Annotated in this window: 20 protein-coding genes; 13 read left to right on the forward strand and 7 right to left on the reverse strand. The window is 67.2% G+C overall.

Annotated elements, in window-relative coordinates:
- Positions 1-34: 34 nt before the first annotated feature.
- Complete coding sequence (locus tag GSQ87_RS20290) at positions 35-1,342, reverse strand: hypothetical protein (RefSeq protein ID WP_158918153.1); 1,308 nt, start codon at positions 1,340-1,342, stop codon at positions 35-37.
- 435 nt (positions 1,343-1,777) lie between these two features.
- Between GSQ87_RS20290 and GSQ87_RS20295 the strand changes: the two genes are divergently transcribed.
- Positions 1,778-2,125: a hypothetical protein gene (locus GSQ87_RS20295; protein WP_158918155.1), complete on the forward strand. Its 348-nt coding sequence runs from the start codon at positions 1,778-1,780 to the stop codon at positions 2,123-2,125.
- 24 nt (positions 2,126-2,149) lie between these two features.
- On the opposite strand, the gene GSQ87_RS20300 is transcribed toward GSQ87_RS20295, so the two are convergent.
- Both GSQ87_RS20300 and GSQ87_RS20305 read right to left on the reverse strand, forming a co-directional pair.
- Positions 2,150-2,659 (reverse strand): hypothetical protein, encoded by a 510-nt coding sequence (locus GSQ87_RS20300; protein WP_158918157.1) that lies wholly within the window; start codon positions 2,657-2,659, stop codon positions 2,150-2,152.
- A gap of 252 nt (positions 2,660-2,911) precedes the next feature.
- Positions 2,912-3,442, reverse strand: coding sequence for a peroxiredoxin (locus tag GSQ87_RS20305; RefSeq protein ID WP_158918159.1), 531 nt, complete (start codon positions 3,440-3,442; stop codon positions 2,912-2,914).
- 148 nt (positions 3,443-3,590) lie between these two features.
- Between GSQ87_RS20305 and GSQ87_RS20310 the strand changes: the two genes are divergently transcribed.
- From GSQ87_RS20310 to GSQ87_RS20335, 6 genes are all read left to right on the forward strand, one after another.
- Positions 3,591-5,045 (forward strand): sigma-54 dependent transcriptional regulator, encoded by a 1,455-nt coding sequence (locus tag GSQ87_RS20310; protein ID WP_158918161.1) that lies wholly within the window; start codon positions 3,591-3,593, stop codon positions 5,043-5,045.
- A 74-nt stretch (positions 5,046-5,119) separates the two neighbouring features.
- Complete coding sequence (locus GSQ87_RS20315) at positions 5,120-5,914, forward strand: hypothetical protein (RefSeq protein WP_158918163.1); 795 nt, start codon at positions 5,120-5,122, stop codon at positions 5,912-5,914.
- Positions 5,911-6,624: an OmpA family protein gene (locus tag GSQ87_RS20320; protein ID WP_158918165.1), complete on the forward strand. Its 714-nt coding sequence runs from the start codon at positions 5,911-5,913 to the stop codon at positions 6,622-6,624. The genes GSQ87_RS20315 and GSQ87_RS20320 overlap by 4 nt, the downstream gene beginning before the upstream one ends.
- A 169-nt stretch (positions 6,625-6,793) precedes the next feature.
- The gene (locus GSQ87_RS20325) at positions 6,794-7,969 is read left to right on the forward strand and encodes an acetyl-CoA C-acetyltransferase (protein WP_158918167.1); all 1,176 of its coding nucleotides are present in this window, start codon (positions 6,794-6,796) and stop codon (positions 7,967-7,969) included.
- A gap of 63 nt (positions 7,970-8,032) precedes the next feature.
- The gene (gene phbB / locus GSQ87_RS20330) at positions 8,033-8,758 is read left to right on the forward strand and encodes an acetoacetyl-CoA reductase (RefSeq protein ID WP_158918169.1); all 726 of its coding nucleotides are present in this window, start codon (positions 8,033-8,035) and stop codon (positions 8,756-8,758) included.
- A 108-nt stretch (positions 8,759-8,866) separates the two neighbouring features.
- The gene (locus tag GSQ87_RS20335) at positions 8,867-9,637 is read left to right on the forward strand and encodes a DUF4908 domain-containing protein (RefSeq protein ID WP_158918170.1); all 771 of its coding nucleotides are present in this window, start codon (positions 8,867-8,869) and stop codon (positions 9,635-9,637) included.
- A gap of 12 nt (positions 9,638-9,649) precedes the next feature.
- On the opposite strand, the gene ruvX is transcribed toward GSQ87_RS20335, so the two are convergent.
- On the reverse strand, positions 9,650-10,120 hold the full coding sequence (gene ruvX / locus GSQ87_RS20340; RefSeq protein WP_158918172.1) for a Holliday junction resolvase RuvX: 471 nt from the start codon (positions 10,118-10,120) through the stop codon (positions 9,650-9,652).
- 121 nt (positions 10,121-10,241) lie between these two features.
- Between ruvX and gatC the strand changes: the two genes are divergently transcribed.
- From gatC to GSQ87_RS20355, 3 genes are read left to right on the forward strand one after another with little or no spacing between them, the layout of a single operon-like run.
- The gene (gene gatC / locus GSQ87_RS20345; protein WP_158918174.1) at positions 10,242-10,529 is read left to right on the forward strand and encodes an Asp-tRNA(Asn)/Glu-tRNA(Gln) amidotransferase subunit GatC; all 288 of its coding nucleotides are present in this window, start codon (positions 10,242-10,244) and stop codon (positions 10,527-10,529) included.
- Positions 10,526-12,010, forward strand: coding sequence for an Asp-tRNA(Asn)/Glu-tRNA(Gln) amidotransferase subunit GatA (gene gatA, locus GSQ87_RS20350; protein ID WP_158918176.1), 1,485 nt, complete (start codon positions 10,526-10,528; stop codon positions 12,008-12,010). The genes gatC and gatA overlap by 4 nt, the downstream gene beginning before the upstream one ends.
- Entirely contained in the window at positions 12,007-12,264 is a 258-nt protein-coding gene (locus GSQ87_RS20355; protein ID WP_158918178.1) for a hypothetical protein, read from the forward strand. The genes gatA and GSQ87_RS20355 overlap by 4 nt, the downstream gene beginning before the upstream one ends.
- Before the next feature lie 34 nt (positions 12,265-12,298).
- Here GSQ87_RS20355 and GSQ87_RS20360 read toward each other — a convergent pair whose 3' ends face one another.
- Positions 12,299-12,616, reverse strand: coding sequence for a hypothetical protein (locus tag GSQ87_RS20360; protein WP_158918180.1), 318 nt, complete (start codon positions 12,614-12,616; stop codon positions 12,299-12,301).
- 355 nt (positions 12,617-12,971) lie between these two features.
- Between GSQ87_RS20360 and gatB the strand changes: the two genes are divergently transcribed.
- The gene (gene gatB / locus GSQ87_RS20365; protein ID WP_158918182.1) at positions 12,972-14,432 is read left to right on the forward strand and encodes an Asp-tRNA(Asn)/Glu-tRNA(Gln) amidotransferase subunit GatB; all 1,461 of its coding nucleotides are present in this window, start codon (positions 12,972-12,974) and stop codon (positions 14,430-14,432) included.
- Positions 14,433-14,600: 168 nt separating this feature from the next.
- Here the strand turns inward: gatB and GSQ87_RS20370 are convergent, their stop codons facing one another.
- On the reverse strand, positions 14,601-15,323 hold the full coding sequence (locus GSQ87_RS20370) for an RcnB family protein (protein WP_158918184.1): 723 nt from the start codon (positions 15,321-15,323) through the stop codon (positions 14,601-14,603).
- A 340-nt stretch (positions 15,324-15,663) separates the two neighbouring features.
- Here GSQ87_RS20370 and GSQ87_RS20375 point away from each other — a divergent pair, with 340 nt between their 5' ends.
- On the forward strand, positions 15,664-15,942 hold the full coding sequence (locus tag GSQ87_RS20375) for a sel1 repeat family protein (RefSeq protein WP_158918756.1): 279 nt from the start codon (positions 15,664-15,666) through the stop codon (positions 15,940-15,942).
- A gap of 36 nt (positions 15,943-15,978) precedes the next feature.
- On the opposite strand, the gene GSQ87_RS20380 is transcribed toward GSQ87_RS20375, so the two are convergent.
- Entirely contained in the window at positions 15,979-16,728 is a 750-nt protein-coding gene (locus GSQ87_RS20380; protein ID WP_158918186.1) for a polysaccharide biosynthesis/export family protein, read from the reverse strand.
- 107 nt (positions 16,729-16,835) lie between these two features.
- Between GSQ87_RS20380 and GSQ87_RS20385 the strand changes: the two genes are divergently transcribed.
- Positions 16,836-18,344, forward strand: a complete 1,509-nt coding sequence (locus GSQ87_RS20385; protein ID WP_158918188.1) for a GumC family protein — start codon at positions 16,836-16,838, stop codon at positions 18,342-18,344.
- Positions 18,345-18,427 lie beyond the last annotated feature (83 nt).

Raw genomic sequence — 18,427 nt, forward strand, 5'->3', positions numbered from 1 at the left:
TTTTTCTTTTCGGCTGTAAACGTCGGGCAGTCGGCTACTGGCCACCATTGTTCGCGGCGAAGGCGATGGGGACCATCACGGCCGGCGGCGCGCTGCGCTGCGCTGGAGTGGCGATCGGGACCGAGACGGACAGGGGCGAGCCGGGAACCGGCAGCGCCGCCCATCCGGCGGCCTTCACCACGCATTGGCCGGTGTCCATCATCGCGTGCTGGCCCAGGCAGAAGACGTCCTCGTACTGAGGCCCCGCCACCGACAGGCATTGATAGAGGTTCAGCCGGGCCATCTTCACGCACTCGGTGGTCTGGGCGTCGGCCAGCAGGGGCACGATCTGCTCCCCGTGCTCCTCGTCCGCCTGGCCGAGCACCGCCAACGCCGCCAGCGCGAGGCCGCGGGCGACCACCGGCGACACCGGGCCGGCGGGCGTCATGGGCGATTCGCCGGATTTGCGCATGGCGACCAGCGAGGTCATCAGGGCGCCAGTGTCCTCGGCCTTCATGGCCACGGGCGTGTCCGACTGGGCCTTGATGCGGGTGAGTTGGACCTGCGGGGCCAGGATCGCCGAGTGGGACCATGCCTGGTGCTGGACGTCGTAGGCGGCGTGCTTCACCGAGGCGCCGGTGGTGTAGAGATCCGCGCCCATGCGTCCGAGCACGAGGGCGGCGCGAGCGGCCGCGCGCCCGGCGCCGGGCGCCTGCATGATCGCCTCGGGGTGGTCGATCAACTGGCGGGCCACCGCCATGCGGGCGTTGGGGTCGGGGCTGAGTTCACCGAGCGTCTCGACGAACGCGGGCTCCTGCAAGGCGGTCAGGGCGGCGTAGGCGACCGCACCTTCCTCGAGCTGGGCCTGATCGTAGGTGGCGCCCGTTTCAAGGGCTCGCGAGACCGCTTCCCCGCCGTTGAAATCGGGATGGATGGCCGAGGCCTGGCGCATGTAGTGTTCGAAGGCGCCGGCGGAATCGATCACCCGGCGGGCGATGGCGACCGAAGGCGAATTGTCGGCTGGCTGGGTGGGCTGGACCGCTTCAACCGGTTGCGGCGCCAGGAACGACTGCCCCGGGGCCTGGGTCAGGGCCGCATATTGGGCGTTCAGGGTGACGGCGGAAGCGGGCGCTTCGAAGGCCGCGCGCGGGGCGCCCATGGCGTCCTGCTGTTCCGGTCCCTGGCCAGCCGCAGCGGCGGCGTCATCGACATCGGGGAGCATATGGATCGGGGAAGGCGCGACTGGCGTCGACGCCAGGGGCGTGAGCGTGCGGGTCTGGGCCCCGGCCGCGGTCGCGGTCAGCGCCACGCCCATCAGGCAGGTGAGGGCGAGCGCCGCCCCTCGAGTACGGTTCGTCGTCATCGCCGGATATCTCCCCCGCGAGACGGCCTACCCGGACGACCGCCAATCGGCCGCCCCATCCGCCTCGCCACATATGAGGCAAGCTACCGGCTCATGATTAAGGAGCCATGTTTAAAAGCAGTCGCGGCGCGAAAAAACCTTTGAAAGCGGCGTTATGAAGCAGACCGTTCATTTTAGTCTGTTTTTGAACGTTCACCATCATGTCTTTATGCGGTTGTGATCGCGTGATGCACGGTGGAGGCGAAGGTAGCTCTGCCGTTCGCCGATGCACCCGGGCGGCTCGCGCCCGCCGGGAAATAGGGCGTTTCCGCGTCGGGCGAGGCGTAGACTTTACGCGTGTAAGTCTTTTTCTCCGCTGTTGTGCATTCCGGCGAACCGTGTTGCACTCCGGTCTGCGGTCCCGATCGCTGATAACAATAATAAGGGAGGTTACGTATGAGTTGGCTCCCCAAGTTGCATAGGGAGTTCCGGATCCAGGCCGATCCGGATCGATTGTCACACGATCTCGTCTCCGAACTGCGCCATCACGGCATGGCGGTGCAGAGCCATTATCCGGGCTCTCGTATCATCGCGTCGGTGCTACGCCCGATGGGGATGAGCGGGGGTCAGCAGGTGCGGGTTGATTTCCGGCCGTTGGCGGATGGCGCGATGGACGCGGTGGTGGAAAGCCGCTTCCGCTTTCCCGGCGTGGATTTCACCGGCGAGAACGAGAAAAACGTCAGTCTTATCGATGAGCTGCTTCACCGCTTGGCCGGAGCGGTTGCGAAACCGGTCGCCGCCTGAGCCTCTGAGGGCCGAAGGGCTACATCAGTGTAGAAGGCGCGCCGCACCCGAATGTCCTGGAGCCGTCACGTTCCGGGGACGTGGAAGGGTGTGGCCGCCGACTTCCAGCGCACTCGCCACCGTCTGGAGCGAAAGCAGCATGGCCTCAGTCGCGCGGCTGTCCACCAGCCGGGAAAGGTGAGCGCGTACGCCGGTCTCGTCGCCGTCGGACAGGGAGGCCTGGGCTTCGGCGAACAGGGCCAGGATCGCCCGCTCGTCGGGGCTGACGGCCATGCATCCCGGCACATGCAGGCGAAGCTTGCGCTGTCCGCACCACCCCAATGTACGCACCGTGACGAAGAAGCCGAGGAAGGCGTCGTCCGCGCCCTGGCCGAAGGTCATGGCGAACATCTGCCTCAGCGTGGCGCATTCGCCGTGGCCGACCGCGATGGAGCGCAAGGTCCACACGATCAACTGCTCGGTTCGTGCGAGATGGGCGAAGTCGTCGGCGGGGTTTGGAGCGGCGATGGGGACGGAAAGGCGAGCGGAGGGCATGGAGGGTTCCTCGAAACGACCTCCAGCAGCCTTTCATAAATGATAATGCGTCGCAAGAGCGATATCGGGGCGAGTTCCTGCTTTGAGGCCCCTTCAAAGCTGCGGATCAGGTTTTCCTGCTCTCGGGTCCCTTCCGTCCGTCATACCTGCCTCAGACGAAGCGCAGAGCGGGGACCCGGGCGAGTACGCGGCAGGGCGTGGCCCCGGAAAGCGCCTGAGCGCTTTCCGGGGTGACAGGGAACGGTGCGGCGGTCAGCCGTGCTCGTCTTGGTAGGTCTTCAACGCGGTCAGGGCGTTCTCGACGTGATGGTCCGGATTGCCGTCGGTGTAGGTGTAGAGGACCTTCCCGCCCGGGGCGATCACGTACGAGGTCCGGGCGGCGAACTTGAACGCCACGAGCGTGTCGTAGGCCTTGATGACCTTGAAGGTCGGATCGGCGGCCACCGGGAACTTGCTCTGGCACTCCGACACGGAGAACTTGTCCAGCTTTTCGATGTCGTCGGCGCTGACGCCGATGACGGTGGCGTGCATGGCCTTGAACTTGTCGATATTGGCGGCAAATTCATGGGCTTCGATGGTGCAGCCCTTGGTGAAGGCGGCCGGGTAGAAATACAGCACGACCGGTCCCTTCTTCAGGGCCTCGGCCAGGGAAAAGGTGAACTGCTTGCCGCCGATGGTGGCCTGGGTGGTGAAATCGGGGGCGCTGGCGCCCACCGTCAGGGCCGCCATTGCGGGGCTCGCAACCGCGCCTGCGAGGGCGAGGGCCGCCAAAAACCGCTTCATCGACTGTCTCCGGAAAGATTGATCGCCAAGCTTTATCATGCGGCTCGGATATTCGACACCGGACATGGGCCTTAAACGAACTTTCACAGGCGGCCCGGCATAAGTCGCAAAGTGCGCAGCGTAGGTGCGCGGCCGGGAACGCGTTTACATGGCCAAGACGGTGCTGATCGTCGACGACGACCCCACCCAGCGGCGGCTGATTCAAGCCGTGCTGGAGCGGGAGGGTTTCGCTGTCTCCCAGGCCGACGGTGGCGACGCCGCGTTGGACCGTATCGCTACGGGGCTGAAACCCGATGTGGTGATCCTGGACCTGGTGATGCCGCACACGCCGGGGCTGGAAGTGCTCAAGAGCCTGAGGGCCCAAGGGTTCGCCGCGCCGGTCATCGTGCTGACCGCCACCGGCGGGGTGGATACGGTGGTCCAGGCGATGCAGGCCGGGGCCCAGGATTTCTTCATCAAACCGGCGAGCCCGGAGCGGATCATCGTCTCGATCCGCAACGCCCTGCAGATGGGCCAGCTCACCGCCGAGGTGGATCGGCTGTCCAAGAGGGTCGGCGGTTGCACCGGCTTCGACGATCTTGTGGGCGCGTCGGCGCCGATGGAGCGGGTGAAGGCGCTGGGCCTGAGGGCGGCCAAGTCTTCGATCCCGGTGCTGGTGCTGGGCGAGAGCGGGGTGGGCAAGGAGCTGATCGCGCGCGCGGTCCACGGCGCCTCGGAGCGTGCGGGCAAGCCGTTCGTGGCGGTCAACTGCGGCGCTATTCCGGAGAACCTGGTCGAGTCCATCCTGTTCGGCCACGAGAAGGGCAGCTTCACCGGCGCCCACGACAAGCACTCCGGCAAGTTCCTGGAGGCCAGCGGCGGCACCCTGTTCCTGGACGAGGTCGGCGAACTGCCGCTGGACATGCAGGTCAAGCTGCTGCGGGCGTTGCAGGAAGGTGAGATCGACCCGGTCGGCTCCAAGCGGCCGGTCAAGGTGGACGTGCGCATCGTCTCGGCCACCAACCGCGACCTGGCCGGTCAAGTGGCCGCGGGCCGGTTCCGCGAGGACCTGTTCTATCGCCTGAACGTCTATCCGATCGAGGCGCCGAACCTGCGCGAACGGCGCGAGGACGTGCCGGCCCTGGTCGACGCCTTCGTGCGCCGCTTCAATGTGGAGGAAGGCAAGCGGGTGGCGGGGGCCACGCCCGCCACGCTGGCCATGCTCAAGGCTTTCGACTGGCCCGGCAACGTCCGCCAGCTGGAGAACGCGGTCTATCGGGCCATCGTGCTCGCCGACGACCCGTTCTTGCAACCGCACGACTTCCCGTCGATCTCGGGCGTTTCGGTCCCGCTACCTGCACCCTCGTCCGCGCCGGTGGGCGGGGCGGCGTCTTCGGCCCAGGCCTCCGACAAGGACGTTCCTGGCCAGCCCGTCCGGGTGCTCGACGAAAAAGGCCATCTGCGACCGCTGGAGGAGATCGAGCGCGACCTGATCCAGTTCGCCATCGAGACCTACGCCGGACGCATGACCGAGGTCGCCCGCCGTTTGGGCATCGGCCGCTCCACCCTGTACCGCAAGGTGCGCGAGCAGGGCCTGGAAGGCGTGCTCAGCGAGGTCGGCTGACGGCGAAGGTTGCCCTGAACGTACTTTCCGTCGAAAACCCTTCTCGGCGGGGGCGCCATTCCGGATAGGACTGCATGGGCGACCTGAATACGGCGATCACCAACCTGCTGATCGCACTCTTCAGCACCAAGGGCGCCGCCCTTGGTCTGGCTGGCCTTATCCTGCTCGCCGCGGTGGCGATCCTGATCGGGGTCTACTTCACCCGCGTGGTGCCGATCCGCAAGGCCGTGATGCGGCGCATCGTCGACTTCCCGCGCACGGTGGAGCCCAACGACCTGGAGCGCGTCTCCGGTCTGATGAGCCGGCCGGATCGGCAGAGCTTCAACCTCGAACGCGCCTGGGCCGCCTTCCGCAGCGCCCTGCTGCTGACGCCCGAGGGACAGCTGCGCAGCGGCGCGCCGGCCTGGACGGTGTTCAGCGTCGTCACCTCCGAGACCCAGGTGCTGGGCTGGTGGTCCAACCTGTTCGTGGCCATCGGCCTGATCTTCACCTTCCTGGGCGTGGTGGCCGCGCTGAGCGAGGCCACCAACGTGCTGGGCACGGGCGGCGGCTCCAACACCGCGGTGATGCAGGCGGCGCTGTCGGGCCTGCTCACCATCACCGCCACCAAGTTCTTCACCTCCATCGCCGGCATCTTCGCCTCGGTGCTCATGCGGGTGTACGAGCGCCGCTGGTCCTCGCGCATAGACAAGGCGGTGGAGGACCTCTGCGAGATCATCGACGTGCGCATCCCGCCGGTCTCGCCGGGCATGCTGGCGGGCGAGCAGCTCAACGAGATGAAGCGCCAGACCCAGATGCTGGCCGAAATTCGCGACGCCCTTGGCCGCGACGCCGCCCACGCATCGGCCCAGCGGGCGCGCGCCTCGTGAGCGCCATCGCCACGGTTCGCCGCCGTCAGGGCGGCGAGCAGGAGGAAAGCTACTTCGTCTCCATGACCGACATGATGGTCGGCCTGGTGTTCGTGCTGATGGTGATGCTGGTCTACTACGCCCTGCAGTATCACCAGACCACCGTGGAGCTGACCGACACCAAGGTCCGTCGCACCGAGCTGCTGCAGAAGCTCCAGGCGCGGTTGAAGGCCGAGCACCTCGACGTCGCCATCGACACCGACGCCGGCGTGCTGCGCCTGCCCGAGGGCGTGCTGTTCGACAAGGGCAGCGACGTGGTCAAGCCGGAGGGCCAGCAGGCCCTGGCCAAGGTCGGCCAGGCGCTGCGGATGGAACTGCCCTGCTACACCGATGCGACCCCGCCCAAGGGGTGCGCCTCGAGCCATAGCGGGCTGGAGTCCGTCTTCATCGAAGGCCACACCGACAACGACCAGATGAGCGGCGCGCGTGACAACTGGAACCTGTCGGCCGATCGGGCGGTGAACACGTATCGCAGCCTGGTGGGCCAGACCCCGGTGTTGAGCGGTCTGCGCGACGCGCGCGTGCGCCCGACCGATCCCCAGCCCGTGTTCGGTGTCAGCGGCTATGGGCCCACCCGCCCGCTGATGGCGGAGAGCTCCGAGGACGCCAAGCGCCACAACCGGCGCATCGACATCCGCTTCAACATGGTGACGCCGTCCCAGGCCAAGTGAAGTCCGAAGCGACCCGGGGCGGCTAGAACCGCCCCGGTCGTTTGTCTCCAGTCTATCGGATAGTTGTCGTTTATCTTTCGGATGACCGGGCCGCGTGGGCGTGCGAAAGGCAATGGGCTTGGCCGGGAGCGCCCGCGTTCTCGGCTGACGGGCTTTACGGGAGTTCGGAATGACTGCGATCGTTATCGCCTCCGCCGCGCGCACGCCGGTGGGTTCATTCAATGGTGGGTTGTCGAGCTTGCCGGCCCATGAGTTGGGCGCGATCGCCATACGTGCGGCGCTGGAGCGCGCCGGCGTGGAGGCCGACAAGGTCGACGAGGTGATCCTCGGCCAGGTGCTGCAGGCCGCCGCCGGCCAGGGCCCGGCGCGCCAGGCTTCGGTCAAGGCGGGCATCCCGGTCGAGGCGCCGGCCTGGAGCCTCAACCAGCTCTGCGGATCGGGCCTGCGCTCGGTCGCGCTGGCCTACCAGCAGATCGCCCAGGGCGACGCCCAGATCATGGTGGCGGGCGGCCAGGAAAGCATGAGCCAGGCGCCCCACGCCGCCCACCTGCGCGCCGGCCACAAGATGGGCGACCTGAATTTCATCGACACCATGATCAAGGACGGCCTGTGGGACGCCTTCCACGGCTACCACATGGGCCAGACCGCCGAGAACATCGCCAGCCGCTGGCAGATCACCCGCGAGGACCAGGACCGCTTCGCCGCCGCCTCGCAGAACAAGGCCGAGGCCGCCCAGAAGGCCGGCCGCTTCGACGAAGAGATCACGCCCGTCACCATCAAGGGCCGCAAGGGCGACACCGTGATGGACAAGGACGAGTACATCCGCGCCGGCTCCACCTACGAGGCCATGGCAGGCCTGCGCCCGGCCTTCGACAAGCAGGGTTCCGTCACCGCCGGCAACGCCTCGGGCCTGAACGACGGCGCCGCCGCCCTGGTGCTGATGACGGCGGACGAGGCCAAGCGGCGCGGGATCGAGCCCCTGGCCCGCATCGCCGGCTGGGCCACCGCCGGCGTCGATCCGGCCATCATGGGCACCGGCCCGATCCCGGCCAGCCGCAAGGCCCTGGCCAAGGCCGGCTGGTCGGTCGCGGACTTGGACCTAGTCGAATCCAACGAGGCCTTCGCCGCCCAGTCGCTGTGCGTAGTGCGTGAACTGGGCTTCGATCCGGACAAGGTCAATGTGAACGGCGGCGCCATCGCCATCGGCCATCCCATCGGGGCCTCGGGTGCGCGCATCCTCACCACCCTGCTGCACGCCTTGAAGCAGCGTGGCGGCGGCAAGGGCCTCGCGACCCTCTGCATCGGGGGCGGAATGGGCGTGGCCCTTTGCGTCCAGAGGGACTGATCGCGCGTTAAGGCAGGCACAACAGGGCGTAGACCCCTTGCATCTGATCGGGAGTTGAGACGAATGGCCAGGACGGCTTTGGTCACGGGCGGTACCCGTGGCATCGGTCTAGCGATCAGCAAGCGGTTGAAGGCCGACGGGTTCAAGGTCGCCGCCGGCTATGCCGGCAACGAGGAGGCGGCCCAGTCCTGCGCCAAGGAACTCGGCATCGTCATCGTCAAGGGCAATGTCGGCAACTTCGACGACTGCGTGCGGGCGGTGAAGGAGGTCGAGGACCAGCTGGGTCCCATCGACGTGCTGGTCAACAACGCCGGCATCACCCGCGATTCCATGCTGCACAAGATGACCCCGCAGCAGTGGAACGACGTGATCTACGTCAACCTGGCCTCGATCTTCAACATGAGCCGCCAAGTGATCGAAGGGATGCGCGAGCGCAGTTATGGCCGCATCATCAACATCTCGTCGATCAATGGTCAGAAGGGCCAGATGGGCCAGACCAACTATTCCGCCGCCAAGGCTGGGGTGATCGGCTTCACCAAGGCTCTGGCGCAGGAGAGCGCCGCCAAGGGCATCACCGTCAACGCCGTGGCGCCGGGCTATATCGATACCGAGATGATGTCTGCGGTTCCCCAGAATGTCCTGGACAAGATCGTCGCCGGCATTCCGGTGGGGCGACTTGGGCGGGCGGAGGAGATTGCCGCTTGCGTCGCCTTCCTGGCGCGCGAAGACGCCGCCTTCATCACCGGCGCCACCGTGACGGCGAATGGGGGGCAGTACTTCGCCGGATAAGCTTTGGCGTCTTTAAGATGCTGGCATAAGCGCCACAGTATGTGGCGCGCCCGAAACGCACACTCCTCCTGTCCAAAAAGCGCCCCACTCGGGGGGCATCCGGCATGGATGGTTCCACGCGTAGAGGTGAAGGCGGGCGTCGGCGTCGTATTGGCGTTATGCGTCGGGGCAGGTCATGCCTCGGCCGCCGACCCTGTGAGCCTGCACGACTTCCTGTTCGGCGGCCATTCCAGCACCTCGGACGCCCAGCCCACCATCGCCAAGTACAAGGCCGACGGCGGGGAAGGCTTCGTGTTCGACCGCACTTCCGGTCGCGGCGCGCTGATCAAGTACGACGACTCCTCGGAGATCTGGGCGCTGACGGCGACGCCCGGTCCGCGAGGCGATGTCATCTACAAGAACGACATGGGCCAGCCGGTCCTGCGGGCCACGCGGCTTGGCGGATTGACCCTGTTCACAGCCGACTATCCGGGAGGCACGGCGGCGGCGGCGGCGGGTTTGGCGGCGGCGCCTCGGCCCCCGCCTATCCTGGGTCCGGAGGCGTTGCTGAGGGTCCTGCTCCAAGCCGGCGCCCGCGCCACTCGCGCGGCCCAGCACCTGGTCTATTTCGACGCCGGCGACGCCAATGTGAGCCCCAGCACCGAGAGCGTGTTCGCCGACTGCTTTGGCCTCGCCGCCGACGCCATCGTCCAGGTGAGCGGGCAGGGCAGGGCGGGCCAGATGGTCGTCGGACGTCTGGTCAAGGTGCGCTTCATCCAGGGACCGGCGCCCAACGCCATGGTGATCGGATCGACCGTCCAGATCGTCGTCGCGCCGCAGATGGGGCTGGCGGGACGGCCCTCGTCCAAGCGCATCGCCGCGGCGATCTTCCGGCGCTGACGATGGACGACGTCAGCTCTGGGCGGCGACCCTGAGGCGATCGAGCGCGCCCTGGAGGATATAGGCCGCAGCCGCTCGGTCCACGACCTCGGCCCGGCGGGCGCGGGTCATGTCCAGCTCGTCGATCAGCATCCGGTTCACCGCCATGGTCGACATCCGCTCGTCCCAGAAGGCGATGCTCAGTTCCGGACGCAGCCGCAGCAGGTTGCGGGCGAAGGCCCGGTTGGACTGACAGCGCACGCCTTCCGTCCCGTCCATGTTCAGGGGCAGGCCGATGACGATGGTGCGCGCGGTGCGGCCGTCCATCAGGGCGAACAGCTCTTTGGCCTCCTCGGTGAACTTGCGCTTGTGGACCAGCGCCAACGGGCTGGCGACCGAGCGCATCACGTCGCTGACCGCCACGCCGATGGTCTTCTCCCCGAGGTCGAGGCCGAAGATCGCGGAATAGTCGCTGGGCAGGTCGAGAAGATCGAGCACGGGCATGAGCACCTCTTAGCGTGGGTTCGCCTGGGCCGTCCCGCCCTTCCGCACGCATCGCGATGACGGGTTCGCTTGCAAAGATGCGCGGGGAGCGGCAAACCCGCCGCTTCGAAAAGAGGTTGTCATGTCCATCGACGCCGCGACCGTGAAACGGGTCGCCAAGCTCGCCCGCATCGCTGTCCCAGAGGATCGGCTCCAGCCCTTGGCCCAGGAGCTGTCCGGGATCATGGCCTGGATCGAGCAATTGAACGAGGTGGACACCGACGGGGTCGCGCCGATGACGGCCTGCGTGACGTGCAAGCTGCCGCTGCGCGAGGACGTGGTCACCGACGGTCACAAGCGCGATGCGGTGCTGTCGAACGCGCCCAAGGCGATCGGCGGCTTCTTCGTGGTTCCCAAGGTGGTGGAATGAGCGCTTCCGATCTGACCGGGCTGACGCTGAAGGGGGCGCTGGACGCCCTGGCCGAAAAGCGCGTCTCCGCCGTCGAGCTGGCCCAGGCGCACATCGACGCCATCGCCGTCGCCAACCCGCACCTGAACGCCTACGTGCTCGAGACGCCGGACAAGGCGCTGGAGATGGCCCGCGCCTCCGACGACCGCCGCGCGCGCGGCGAGGCCGGGCCGCTGGACGGCGCGAGCCTGGGGATCAAGGACCTGTTCGCGACCAAGGGCGTGCGCTCCACCGCCGGCTCCAAGATCATCGGCGAGTTCATCCCGCCCTACGAGTCCACCGTCACCGCCAACCTGTGGCGCGACGGGGCGGTGATGCTGGGCAAGCTGAACATGGACGAGTTCGCCATGGGCTCGTCCAACGAGACCTCCGCCTTCGGGCCGGTGGTAAACCCGTGGAAGACCCGCGGCTCCAACCAGCCGCTGACCCCCGGCGGTTCGTCCGGCGGCTCGGCGGCGGCGGTGGCGGCGGACCTGTGCCTGGGCGCGACCGCGTCCGACACCGGCGGCTCCATCCGCCAGCCGGCGGCCTTCACCGGCACGGTGGGGATCAAGCCGACCTATGGCCGCTGCTCGCGATACGGCATCGTCGCCTTCGCCAGTTCGCTCGACCAGGCGGGGCCCATCGCCAAGACGGTTGAGGATGCGGCCATCCTGCTCCGTTCGATGGCGGGACACGATGCGAAGGACTCGACCTCGCTGGACGTAGAGACGCCGGACTTCACCAGCTTCCTCGGCAAGTCGCCCAAGGGCCTGCGTATCGGCGTGCCAAAGGAATACCGCATCGACGGCATGCCCGACGAGGTCGCCAAGCTGTGGGACCAGGGCGTGGAGTGGCTCAAGGCCGCCGGCTGCGAGATCAAGACCGTCAGCCTGCCGCACACCAAGTACGCCCTACCGGCCTACTACATCATCGCCCCGGCCGAAGCCTCGTCCAACCTGGCGCGCTACGACGGGATGCGGTTTGGGCTGCGCGAACTGGGCAACGGCACGCTGACCGACGTCTACGAGCAGAGCCGGGCCAAGGGCTTCGGCGAAGAGGTCAAGCGCCGCATCCTGATCGGCACCTATGTGCTCTCGGCCGGCTACTACGACGCCTACTATCTGAAGGCGCAGAAGGTGCGTCAGCGCATTGCCGACGATTTCGACGCGGTGTTCCAGGAGGTCGACGCCCTGTTGACTCCGACCGCGCCCTCCGCCGCCTTCGCGCTGGGCGACCGGGTCAGCGATCCGGTGGCCATGTATCTCAACGACGTGTTCACGGTGACCGTGAACCTGGCCGGGCTGCCGGGGATCAGCATTCCGGCGGGCGTGGACGCGGGCGGCCTGCCGCTGGGTCTGCAGCTGATCGGCCGGGCGCTGGACGAAGGCACCCTGTTCACCCTGGGCGGGGTGGTCGAGCAGGCGGCGGCGTTCCGCGCCAAGCCGGAGCGCTGGTGGTGAAGCTTACGTTCCGTTGGCCGCCGATCCAGCGTCGGTTGCTGGTGCTGCTGCCGTTCGTGCTGATCGGGCTCGGCGGCTGGTGTCTGATGGCGTCGCCCTGGCCGGAAATCCTCAAGGCCTCACTGCATGGAGCCCATATCGGCTTTGTGCGGCTGGGCTGGAGGACGGCAGGTCTACCCGCGGTGACGGTGGTGAGTTGGGCCGCAGCGATCTGGCTGTCGCTGGTAATCGGCCCCAGGCCTGGCAGGACCTAGCCGCCTCGGCCGCGAACGGCCGATGGGCGGCGGGTCAGCGCGCGTCGCTGACTACGTAGTTGACCTTGATCAGGTCGGCCTGGACCTGATTGAGCTTGGCCGTGGTGATGCGGCCGCCGGACATGCCGGCCAACGCCTTCAGGCTCATGCCCTTGAACATGCCGAACTCCGGACGTTCACACAGGCCCGGCAGGTCGTGATCGAGCACGGCCCGGCCCGCAGGCGCAGCGGCGATGGAGGAAAGCGGCGCGTCGATCGACAGGCGTGGACCCGAATGCACCACCTTCTGCTCGGGCAGAGGGACGCCCAGATCGTCGGGCATGTCGGAATCGGGCGCGTTCACCGTAGCCACCTTGACGGCTCCAGGCGCCGCTTTCGCGGCCGTTGTGGAGGCGCCGAGATATGCGCCCGACGTGGCGCAGCCACCCAGGGTCGCGGCTGTCGCGAGGCCGGCGAGCGCCAAGCCGGCGCATTGGCAAAACCTAAGATCGGAACGGGCGGACAAGACGTCTCTCCCTTGCTGTCCCACACCCGATGATAACGCGGATACGGATTTTTCGCCTCATGAAACTACGCGATTTTTCCCGGTCCATGTGTCTCCAATGTTACAGCGCCGGTCGGGGTCGCCTTGCTCGCGCGCGCCTGCTACCCAGACCGGGTCCGTCGCCCCTATATCCAGTGCGGCGGCCAGAGGTTTTGGAGTGGTTATGAGCGAGCGTGCGCCTTATCGGATCGACGGCCGCACCGGCGAATGGGAAGTGGTGCTGGGCCTGGAAATCCACGCCCAGGTGGCGTCCGACGCCAAATTGTTCTCCGGCGCGCCGACGGGTTTCGGCGCCCAGCCGAATGAGCATGTCAGCCTCGTGGACGCGGCCTTTCCAGGGATGCTGCCGGTGATCAACCGCCGCTGCGTCGAGCAGGCGATCCGCACAGGGCTGGGCCTGCGCGCGCAGATCAACCTGGTCTCGCGCTTCGACCGCAAGAACTACTTCTATCCCGACTTGCCGGCCGGCTATCAGATCAGCCAGTTCAAGGACCCGATCGTGGGTGAGGGTGTGCTCGAGGTGGAGCGCGACGACGGCTCGACCTTCAAGGTGGGGATCGAGCGGCTGCACCTGGAGCAGGACGCTGGCAAATCGATCCATGACATGGACCCCAACTGGACCTACGTGGACCTGAACCGGGCCGGCGTGGCCCTGATGGAGATCGTCTCGCGTCCCGACATGCGCTCGCCCGAGGATGCGGCCGCCTATGTGAAGACGATGCGCGCCCTGGTGCGCCGGCTCGGCACTTGCGACGGCGACATGGAGAAGGGCAACCTGCGCGCCGACGTGAACGTGTCCGTACGCAAGCCCGGCGATCCGCTCGGTACGCGCTGCGAGATCAAGAACGTCAACTCGATGCGCTTCATCCAGCAGGCCATCGTCTATGAGGCCCGCCGCCAGGTGGAAATCCTGGAGGACGGCGGCAAGATCGATCAGGAGACGCGCCTGTTCGACGCCCACAAGGGCGAGACGCGCTCCATGCGCTCCAAGGAAGAGGCGCACGACTACCGCTACTTCCCCGACCCCGACCTGTTGCCGCTGGAACTCGATCCGGCCTGGGTGAAGGCGATCGAGGCCACCCTGCCGGAACTGCCCGATGCGCTGCGCGCCCGGTTGCAGACCCAGTACGGCCTGTCGTCCTACGACGCGCGGGTGCTGTCGGCCGACCACGTGCTGGCGGACTATTTCGAGACCGCGGTTAAGGGGCGCGACGCCAAGCTGACCGCCAACTGGGTCTGCAACGACCTGATCGGTCGCCTCGGCAAGGAGGACAAGGGCATCGAGGACAGCCCCCTGCCGCCCGAAGCCATCGCCGAACTGGTCGCCCTGATCGAGGAGGGCGTCGTTTCGTCCAAGATCGCGCGCGACGTGTTCGAGCGGATGTGGGCGGGCGAGGGGGCGCCGAGGGCCATCGTCGAGGCTCATGGCCTGACCCAGATGAGCGACACCGGCGCGCTGGAAGCCGCCATCGACAAGCTGATCGCCGCCAACCCCGACAAGGCCGAGGCGGTGAAGACCAAGCCGCAGGCGCTCGGCTGGTTCGTCGGTCAGGTGATGAAGGAAACCGGCGGCAAGGCCAACCCGGCGACGCTCAACGAACTGCTGCGCAAGAAGCTGGGCTAGGGGCGGCTGAGCGCGCCGCCCTTCTCACATTCCATCTCATCCCGGCCATAGCGAAGCGGAGAGCCGGGACCCAGGGACATACGCGTCGCCCCTGGGCCCGGATAAGCGCTCACGCGCTTTCCGGGATGACGAGGGGCCTGGTCAATGTGGACCGGCCGCCACGTCAGTTCACCACCAGAACGCGCCGTAGACGGCGTCGACCACTGCGCCGTTGTAGGTGTTCACCAGCAGGGCGTCCGGCCCGAACTGCACCCAGCGGCAGCCGGGAGGCGGCGGTCCGAAGTTGTAGTTCGCATAGTCGTCGATGAAGTAGCTGTTGTTCAGGAACAACGCCGGCAGGAAGGCCCCGATCTCCCAGCGCTGATAGCCCCAGCCATAGGGGTAGACGAAGGGATCGACGTGGAACCGGCCGAAACTGCGTCCCCGATAGAAGAAGTTCCCTGTACCGTGGAAGCCGCCCCCGCGTCCGCCGTACCCGCCGCCACCATATCCGCCGCCACCATATCCGCCGCGTCCACCCTGGCCGTACCCGCCGCCGTTTCCGTTGTTGGGACCGCCGCGCCCACCCTGGGACCCCTGGCCACCGCGTCCGCCCTCACCGCCATTGGAGCTGCCGCGTCCGCCCTGTGCGCCTTGCCCGCCCGGCGCAGCTTGGGAGCCGCCTCGGAAACCGCCGGCCGCCGCGCCAGGGGGGCCTCGGAAGCCGGCTCCGGGCGCGCCAGGCGCGCCGCCCGGGGGTCTCGCCGGAGCGCCTGGCGCCGGACGCGCCGCGGCGGCGGGCCGGGCCGCGGGTGCAGGGTGACCGCCCTTGTCGTGTTCGTGGTCCTGCGCCCACGCCGCTGGCGCGCCGGTCAGAGCGGCGACCGCCGCTGTGATCAATAATCTTTTCATTGGCCCAGCTCTCCCTCGGGCAAGCCAGTTCCGCGACAATGGCTCCTCCCCGCGAGGCGCGCACGGTCAAGCTTGCGCCCATTTAAGCGCCGCACTCCACATCCGGTTCCAAATCTTCGGTGGAAATCGAGGCTTGGTGCAGGAGTCGAGCTCGACTCTGTTCGCATCTCGATAACCAGTCTTTTCAAGATGTGAACGGAGTTTTCGCTGTAAAGATTTGGGTGACAAAAAACATATTCATCCTGATTGCACGCTTAACCTTATGTTCAGCGGAAACGGACTTTCCTGCGTTCCTGACAAACGGGTCGGCCAGCGCCGAATGCGCCTGGAAGGAAAGCAAATGATCCAAGTGGAAGTGAACGAAATCGAAAGGCCGAGCATGCCCCTGCCAGGCCCGATGTCCACCGGCGACGAGCTGTGCCAGATGGCGCTGCTGTATTCGACCGGACAGGGCGGGGCGCCGCTCGATTATGTTTCGGCGCACATGCTGTTCAACCTGGCCGCCATGCGCGGTTCGGAAGAGGCCAAGCGCTATCGCAGCGAGATCAGCCGCGAGATGGATCGCGAAACCATCGCCGAAGCCCAACGCGCCGCGCGCGAATGGCTCGTTTCAGCCTGAGCTCCTGAGCCTCGGCGCCGATGGGCGGCGAAGCCCCTATGGCACGCCCGCAAAGGTCGTCGGGCTCAGGGAGTAGCTGAACTGGATCGGGACCAGGTCGCGTATGTATTGCTCGACGAAGATTCCCGCGTCGCCGATATTGGTCCTCGGCACATAGATCACATCGAAGCGGCGGAGCGGCACGGCGTCGACGCCTCCCGCGTTGAACACCGCCTGGCGCAGGTCGACGACCCGCATCATCGGCCGTCCTCCCTCGCCGCGTCGGATCACCACCACGTCGTGGCGCTTGGCCAGGTTGGTGAAGCCGCCGGCCATGATCACCGCCTGCAGCGCGTTGATGTCGCCGGGCATGTCCAGGATGCCGGGCTTCTGCACCTCTCCGCCGACGAACACCCTGAGCGGCGTCGCCGTCTTCACCAGCACGTCCACCTCCGGCCGCACCAGTTGGGTCGCATAGGCCTGCGACAAGATCGCCTGCAGTTCCGTCACCGAGCGATCCGCCGCCATCGCCGGCGCGACCAGCGGCAGGGCGATGCGGCCGTCCGGCTGCACCGTCACCTCGCGATTGAGCTCGGGCGCGGAGGGGAATGTCAGGTCCAGCACATCGCCGGGATACATCCGGTAGGCAGGCTCGTCCGCGCTCCAAGTGGCGTAGCCGATGTCCGGAAAGCCGCTTCCATGCGACGCTCCGATCAGGCCGCTGCGGGGCGTCTGCGACGAGGCGCACCCGGCGAGCGCCACGGCGATCGCGGTGGCGGGGATCAAGATCCGGATAGGCCGGGACATGGACGACCTCGGAGGCGGAAGGAGCCCCCTAAAGTTATGGTTAATTGGTAATGTTCGGTTAAGGGCTCTCGGGCACCGTCCACACAGTAGCGCGCGGACGGGTACAGATGCAGAACGCCTGGGCTTGGCGGACCGAACAGCCGCAGGTCGCCCCAGGCTCCGAGGCCGCGGTCGCGGTCTATACGCCGCACGACCTGCTGGCGATGCTGTGGCGCGAGCGCTTCCTGATGCTCGGCGTGTTCCTGACCATCGCCGTCCTGGGCCTCTTGGCCGCAACGCAGATGAAGGCGGTGTTCCAGGCCCATTCAAGCCTGCTGATCCGTCTCAGCCCCGAATACGTCTACAATCCGCGTGTCGGCGACGCCGCGCGCGGCCTGGCCCCGGAAACCGACCAGGTGGTCCAGTCCGAGACCGAGATCCTGGGCAGCGGCGCGCTGAAGACCCGCGTGCTGCACGACATCGGCCTGGGGCGGATGTTTCCCAAACTCGCCCGCGCCTACGCCGCCGCCGGACCCGCCAAGCGCGAGACCATCGAAGGCGCCGCGATCCACGCCATGGACACCAGCCTGAAGATCGTCAGCGCGCCGGACACCTCGGTGGTGCGGCTGACCTACACCCATCCCGACGCCCAAATGTCGGCCCTGACGCTGAACACCCTGGTTGACGAGTACCTGCGTTATCGCTCCAGCGTGCTGATGGGCCACGACGCGACGGTGGTCGGCGGACAGCGGCGCATCTTCTCACAGCGGCTGGATGAGGCGGACCAAGCCTATTCGCGCTTCCTGACCGACAACGGGATCAGCGACTTCGACAACGAGAAGGCGGCGCTCGGCCAGATCTACGCCCAGCTGCTGACCGACAGCTACAACGTCACCGCCCAGTTGGCGGAGGCGGAAGGCCGGCTTGGGGTCACCAGCCAGGAGATGGGACGCTCCCCGGCCGAGATCGGCCTGTATCGCGACGTGGACCACGCCGCCGCCGACAAGCTGGTCACATTGCGCCTGAGCCGCCAGGACCTGCTGTCCCGCTACAAGGCCGACGCCCAGCCGGTGAAGGACGCCGACCGCCAGATCGCCGAGTTGGAGGCGCTGAACGCCACGGGCGACGCGGCGGGACCCGGCGCGCGGCGGGTGGGGATCAACCCCGTCTACCAGACGCTGCAGACCGAACATAACCAGCTGTCCGCCGAGGCTGCTTCGCTGCGCAGCCGCAAGGCGGCGCTGGGCGCCGAACTGGGCCAGGTCAACGCGCGACGCCAGAAGCTGACCGACCTGCAACCCCAGTACGACGACCTGGTGCGTGAGCGCGATGCGCTGTCGGCCAACGTCAAGACCTTCACCCAGCGCGAGCAGGAGGATCAGGCCCAGCAGTCGATCACCCAGCAGCAGGGCGACGGCAACGTGCGCGTGGTCCAGCGCGCCATCGTCCCCACTGTCGGGACCAGCCTAAAGAAGCCGGTCATGCTGCTGGCCGTAGGTTTCGCCGCCTTCGCCGCGCTCTGCGTCGGCCTGGTGGCGGCCTTCCTGCGTCGGGGCGTGCCGACACCGGGCTTCGCGGAGCGGTCCCTGGGCCTGCCCGTGCTCGCCGCGCCGGGACACAAACCCGTCCACGCCTGAAAACATCTTGCAGTGAGGCCATGCGCCCGGCTGCGCTTAGGCCGGACCCGGCCTATGGTGGATTTCGTGCGCACAGGCGATTC

Source organism: Caulobacter sp. S45 (assembly GCF_009765965.1).
Lineage (GTDB): Bacteria > Pseudomonadota > Alphaproteobacteria > Caulobacterales > Caulobacteraceae > CAHJWH01.

Coding starts and splice junctions, on each gene's coding strand:
- GSQ87_RS20370 (WP_158918184.1), bottom strand. CDS start 15,323: ATGAAAAGATTATTGATCACAGCGGCGGTCGCCGCTCTGACCGGCGCG.
- GSQ87_RS20380 (WP_158918186.1), bottom strand. CDS start 16,728: ATGTCCCGGCCTATCCGGATCTTGATCCCCGCCACCGCGATCGCCGTG.
- ruvX (WP_158918172.1), bottom strand. CDS start 10,120: ATGCCCGTGCTCGATCTTCTCGACCTGCCCAGCGACTATTCCGCGATC.
- GSQ87_RS20305 (WP_158918159.1), bottom strand. CDS start 3,442: ATGAAGCGGTTTTTGGCGGCCCTCGCCCTCGCAGGCGCGGTTGCGAGC.
- GSQ87_RS20375 (WP_158918756.1), top strand. CDS start 15,664: ATGATCCAAGTGGAAGTGAACGAAATCGAAAGGCCGAGCATGCCCCTG.
- GSQ87_RS20315 (WP_158918163.1), top strand. CDS start 5,120: ATGGGCGACCTGAATACGGCGATCACCAACCTGCTGATCGCACTCTTC.
- GSQ87_RS20325 (WP_158918167.1), top strand. CDS start 6,794: ATGACTGCGATCGTTATCGCCTCCGCCGCGCGCACGCCGGTGGGTTCA.
- GSQ87_RS20310 (WP_158918161.1), top strand. CDS start 3,591: ATGGCCAAGACGGTGCTGATCGTCGACGACGACCCCACCCAGCGGCGG.
- GSQ87_RS20300 (WP_158918157.1), bottom strand. CDS start 2,659: ATGCCCTCCGCTCGCCTTTCCGTCCCCATCGCCGCTCCAAACCCCGCC.
- gatA (WP_158918176.1), top strand. CDS start 10,526: ATGAGCGCTTCCGATCTGACCGGGCTGACGCTGAAGGGGGCGCTGGAC.
- GSQ87_RS20335 (WP_158918170.1), top strand. CDS start 8,867: ATGGTTCCACGCGTAGAGGTGAAGGCGGGCGTCGGCGTCGTATTGGCG.
- GSQ87_RS20290 (WP_158918153.1), bottom strand. CDS start 1,342: ATGACGACGAACCGTACTCGAGGGGCGGCGCTCGCCCTCACCTGCCTG.
- gatB (WP_158918182.1), top strand. CDS start 12,972: ATGAGCGAGCGTGCGCCTTATCGGATCGACGGCCGCACCGGCGAATGG.
- phbB (WP_158918169.1), top strand. CDS start 8,033: ATGGCCAGGACGGCTTTGGTCACGGGCGGTACCCGTGGCATCGGTCTA.
- GSQ87_RS20385 (WP_158918188.1), top strand. CDS start 16,836: ATGCAGAACGCCTGGGCTTGGCGGACCGAACAGCCGCAGGTCGCCCCA.
- gatC (WP_158918174.1), top strand. CDS start 10,242: ATGTCCATCGACGCCGCGACCGTGAAACGGGTCGCCAAGCTCGCCCGC.
- GSQ87_RS20295 (WP_158918155.1), top strand. CDS start 1,778: ATGAGTTGGCTCCCCAAGTTGCATAGGGAGTTCCGGATCCAGGCCGAT.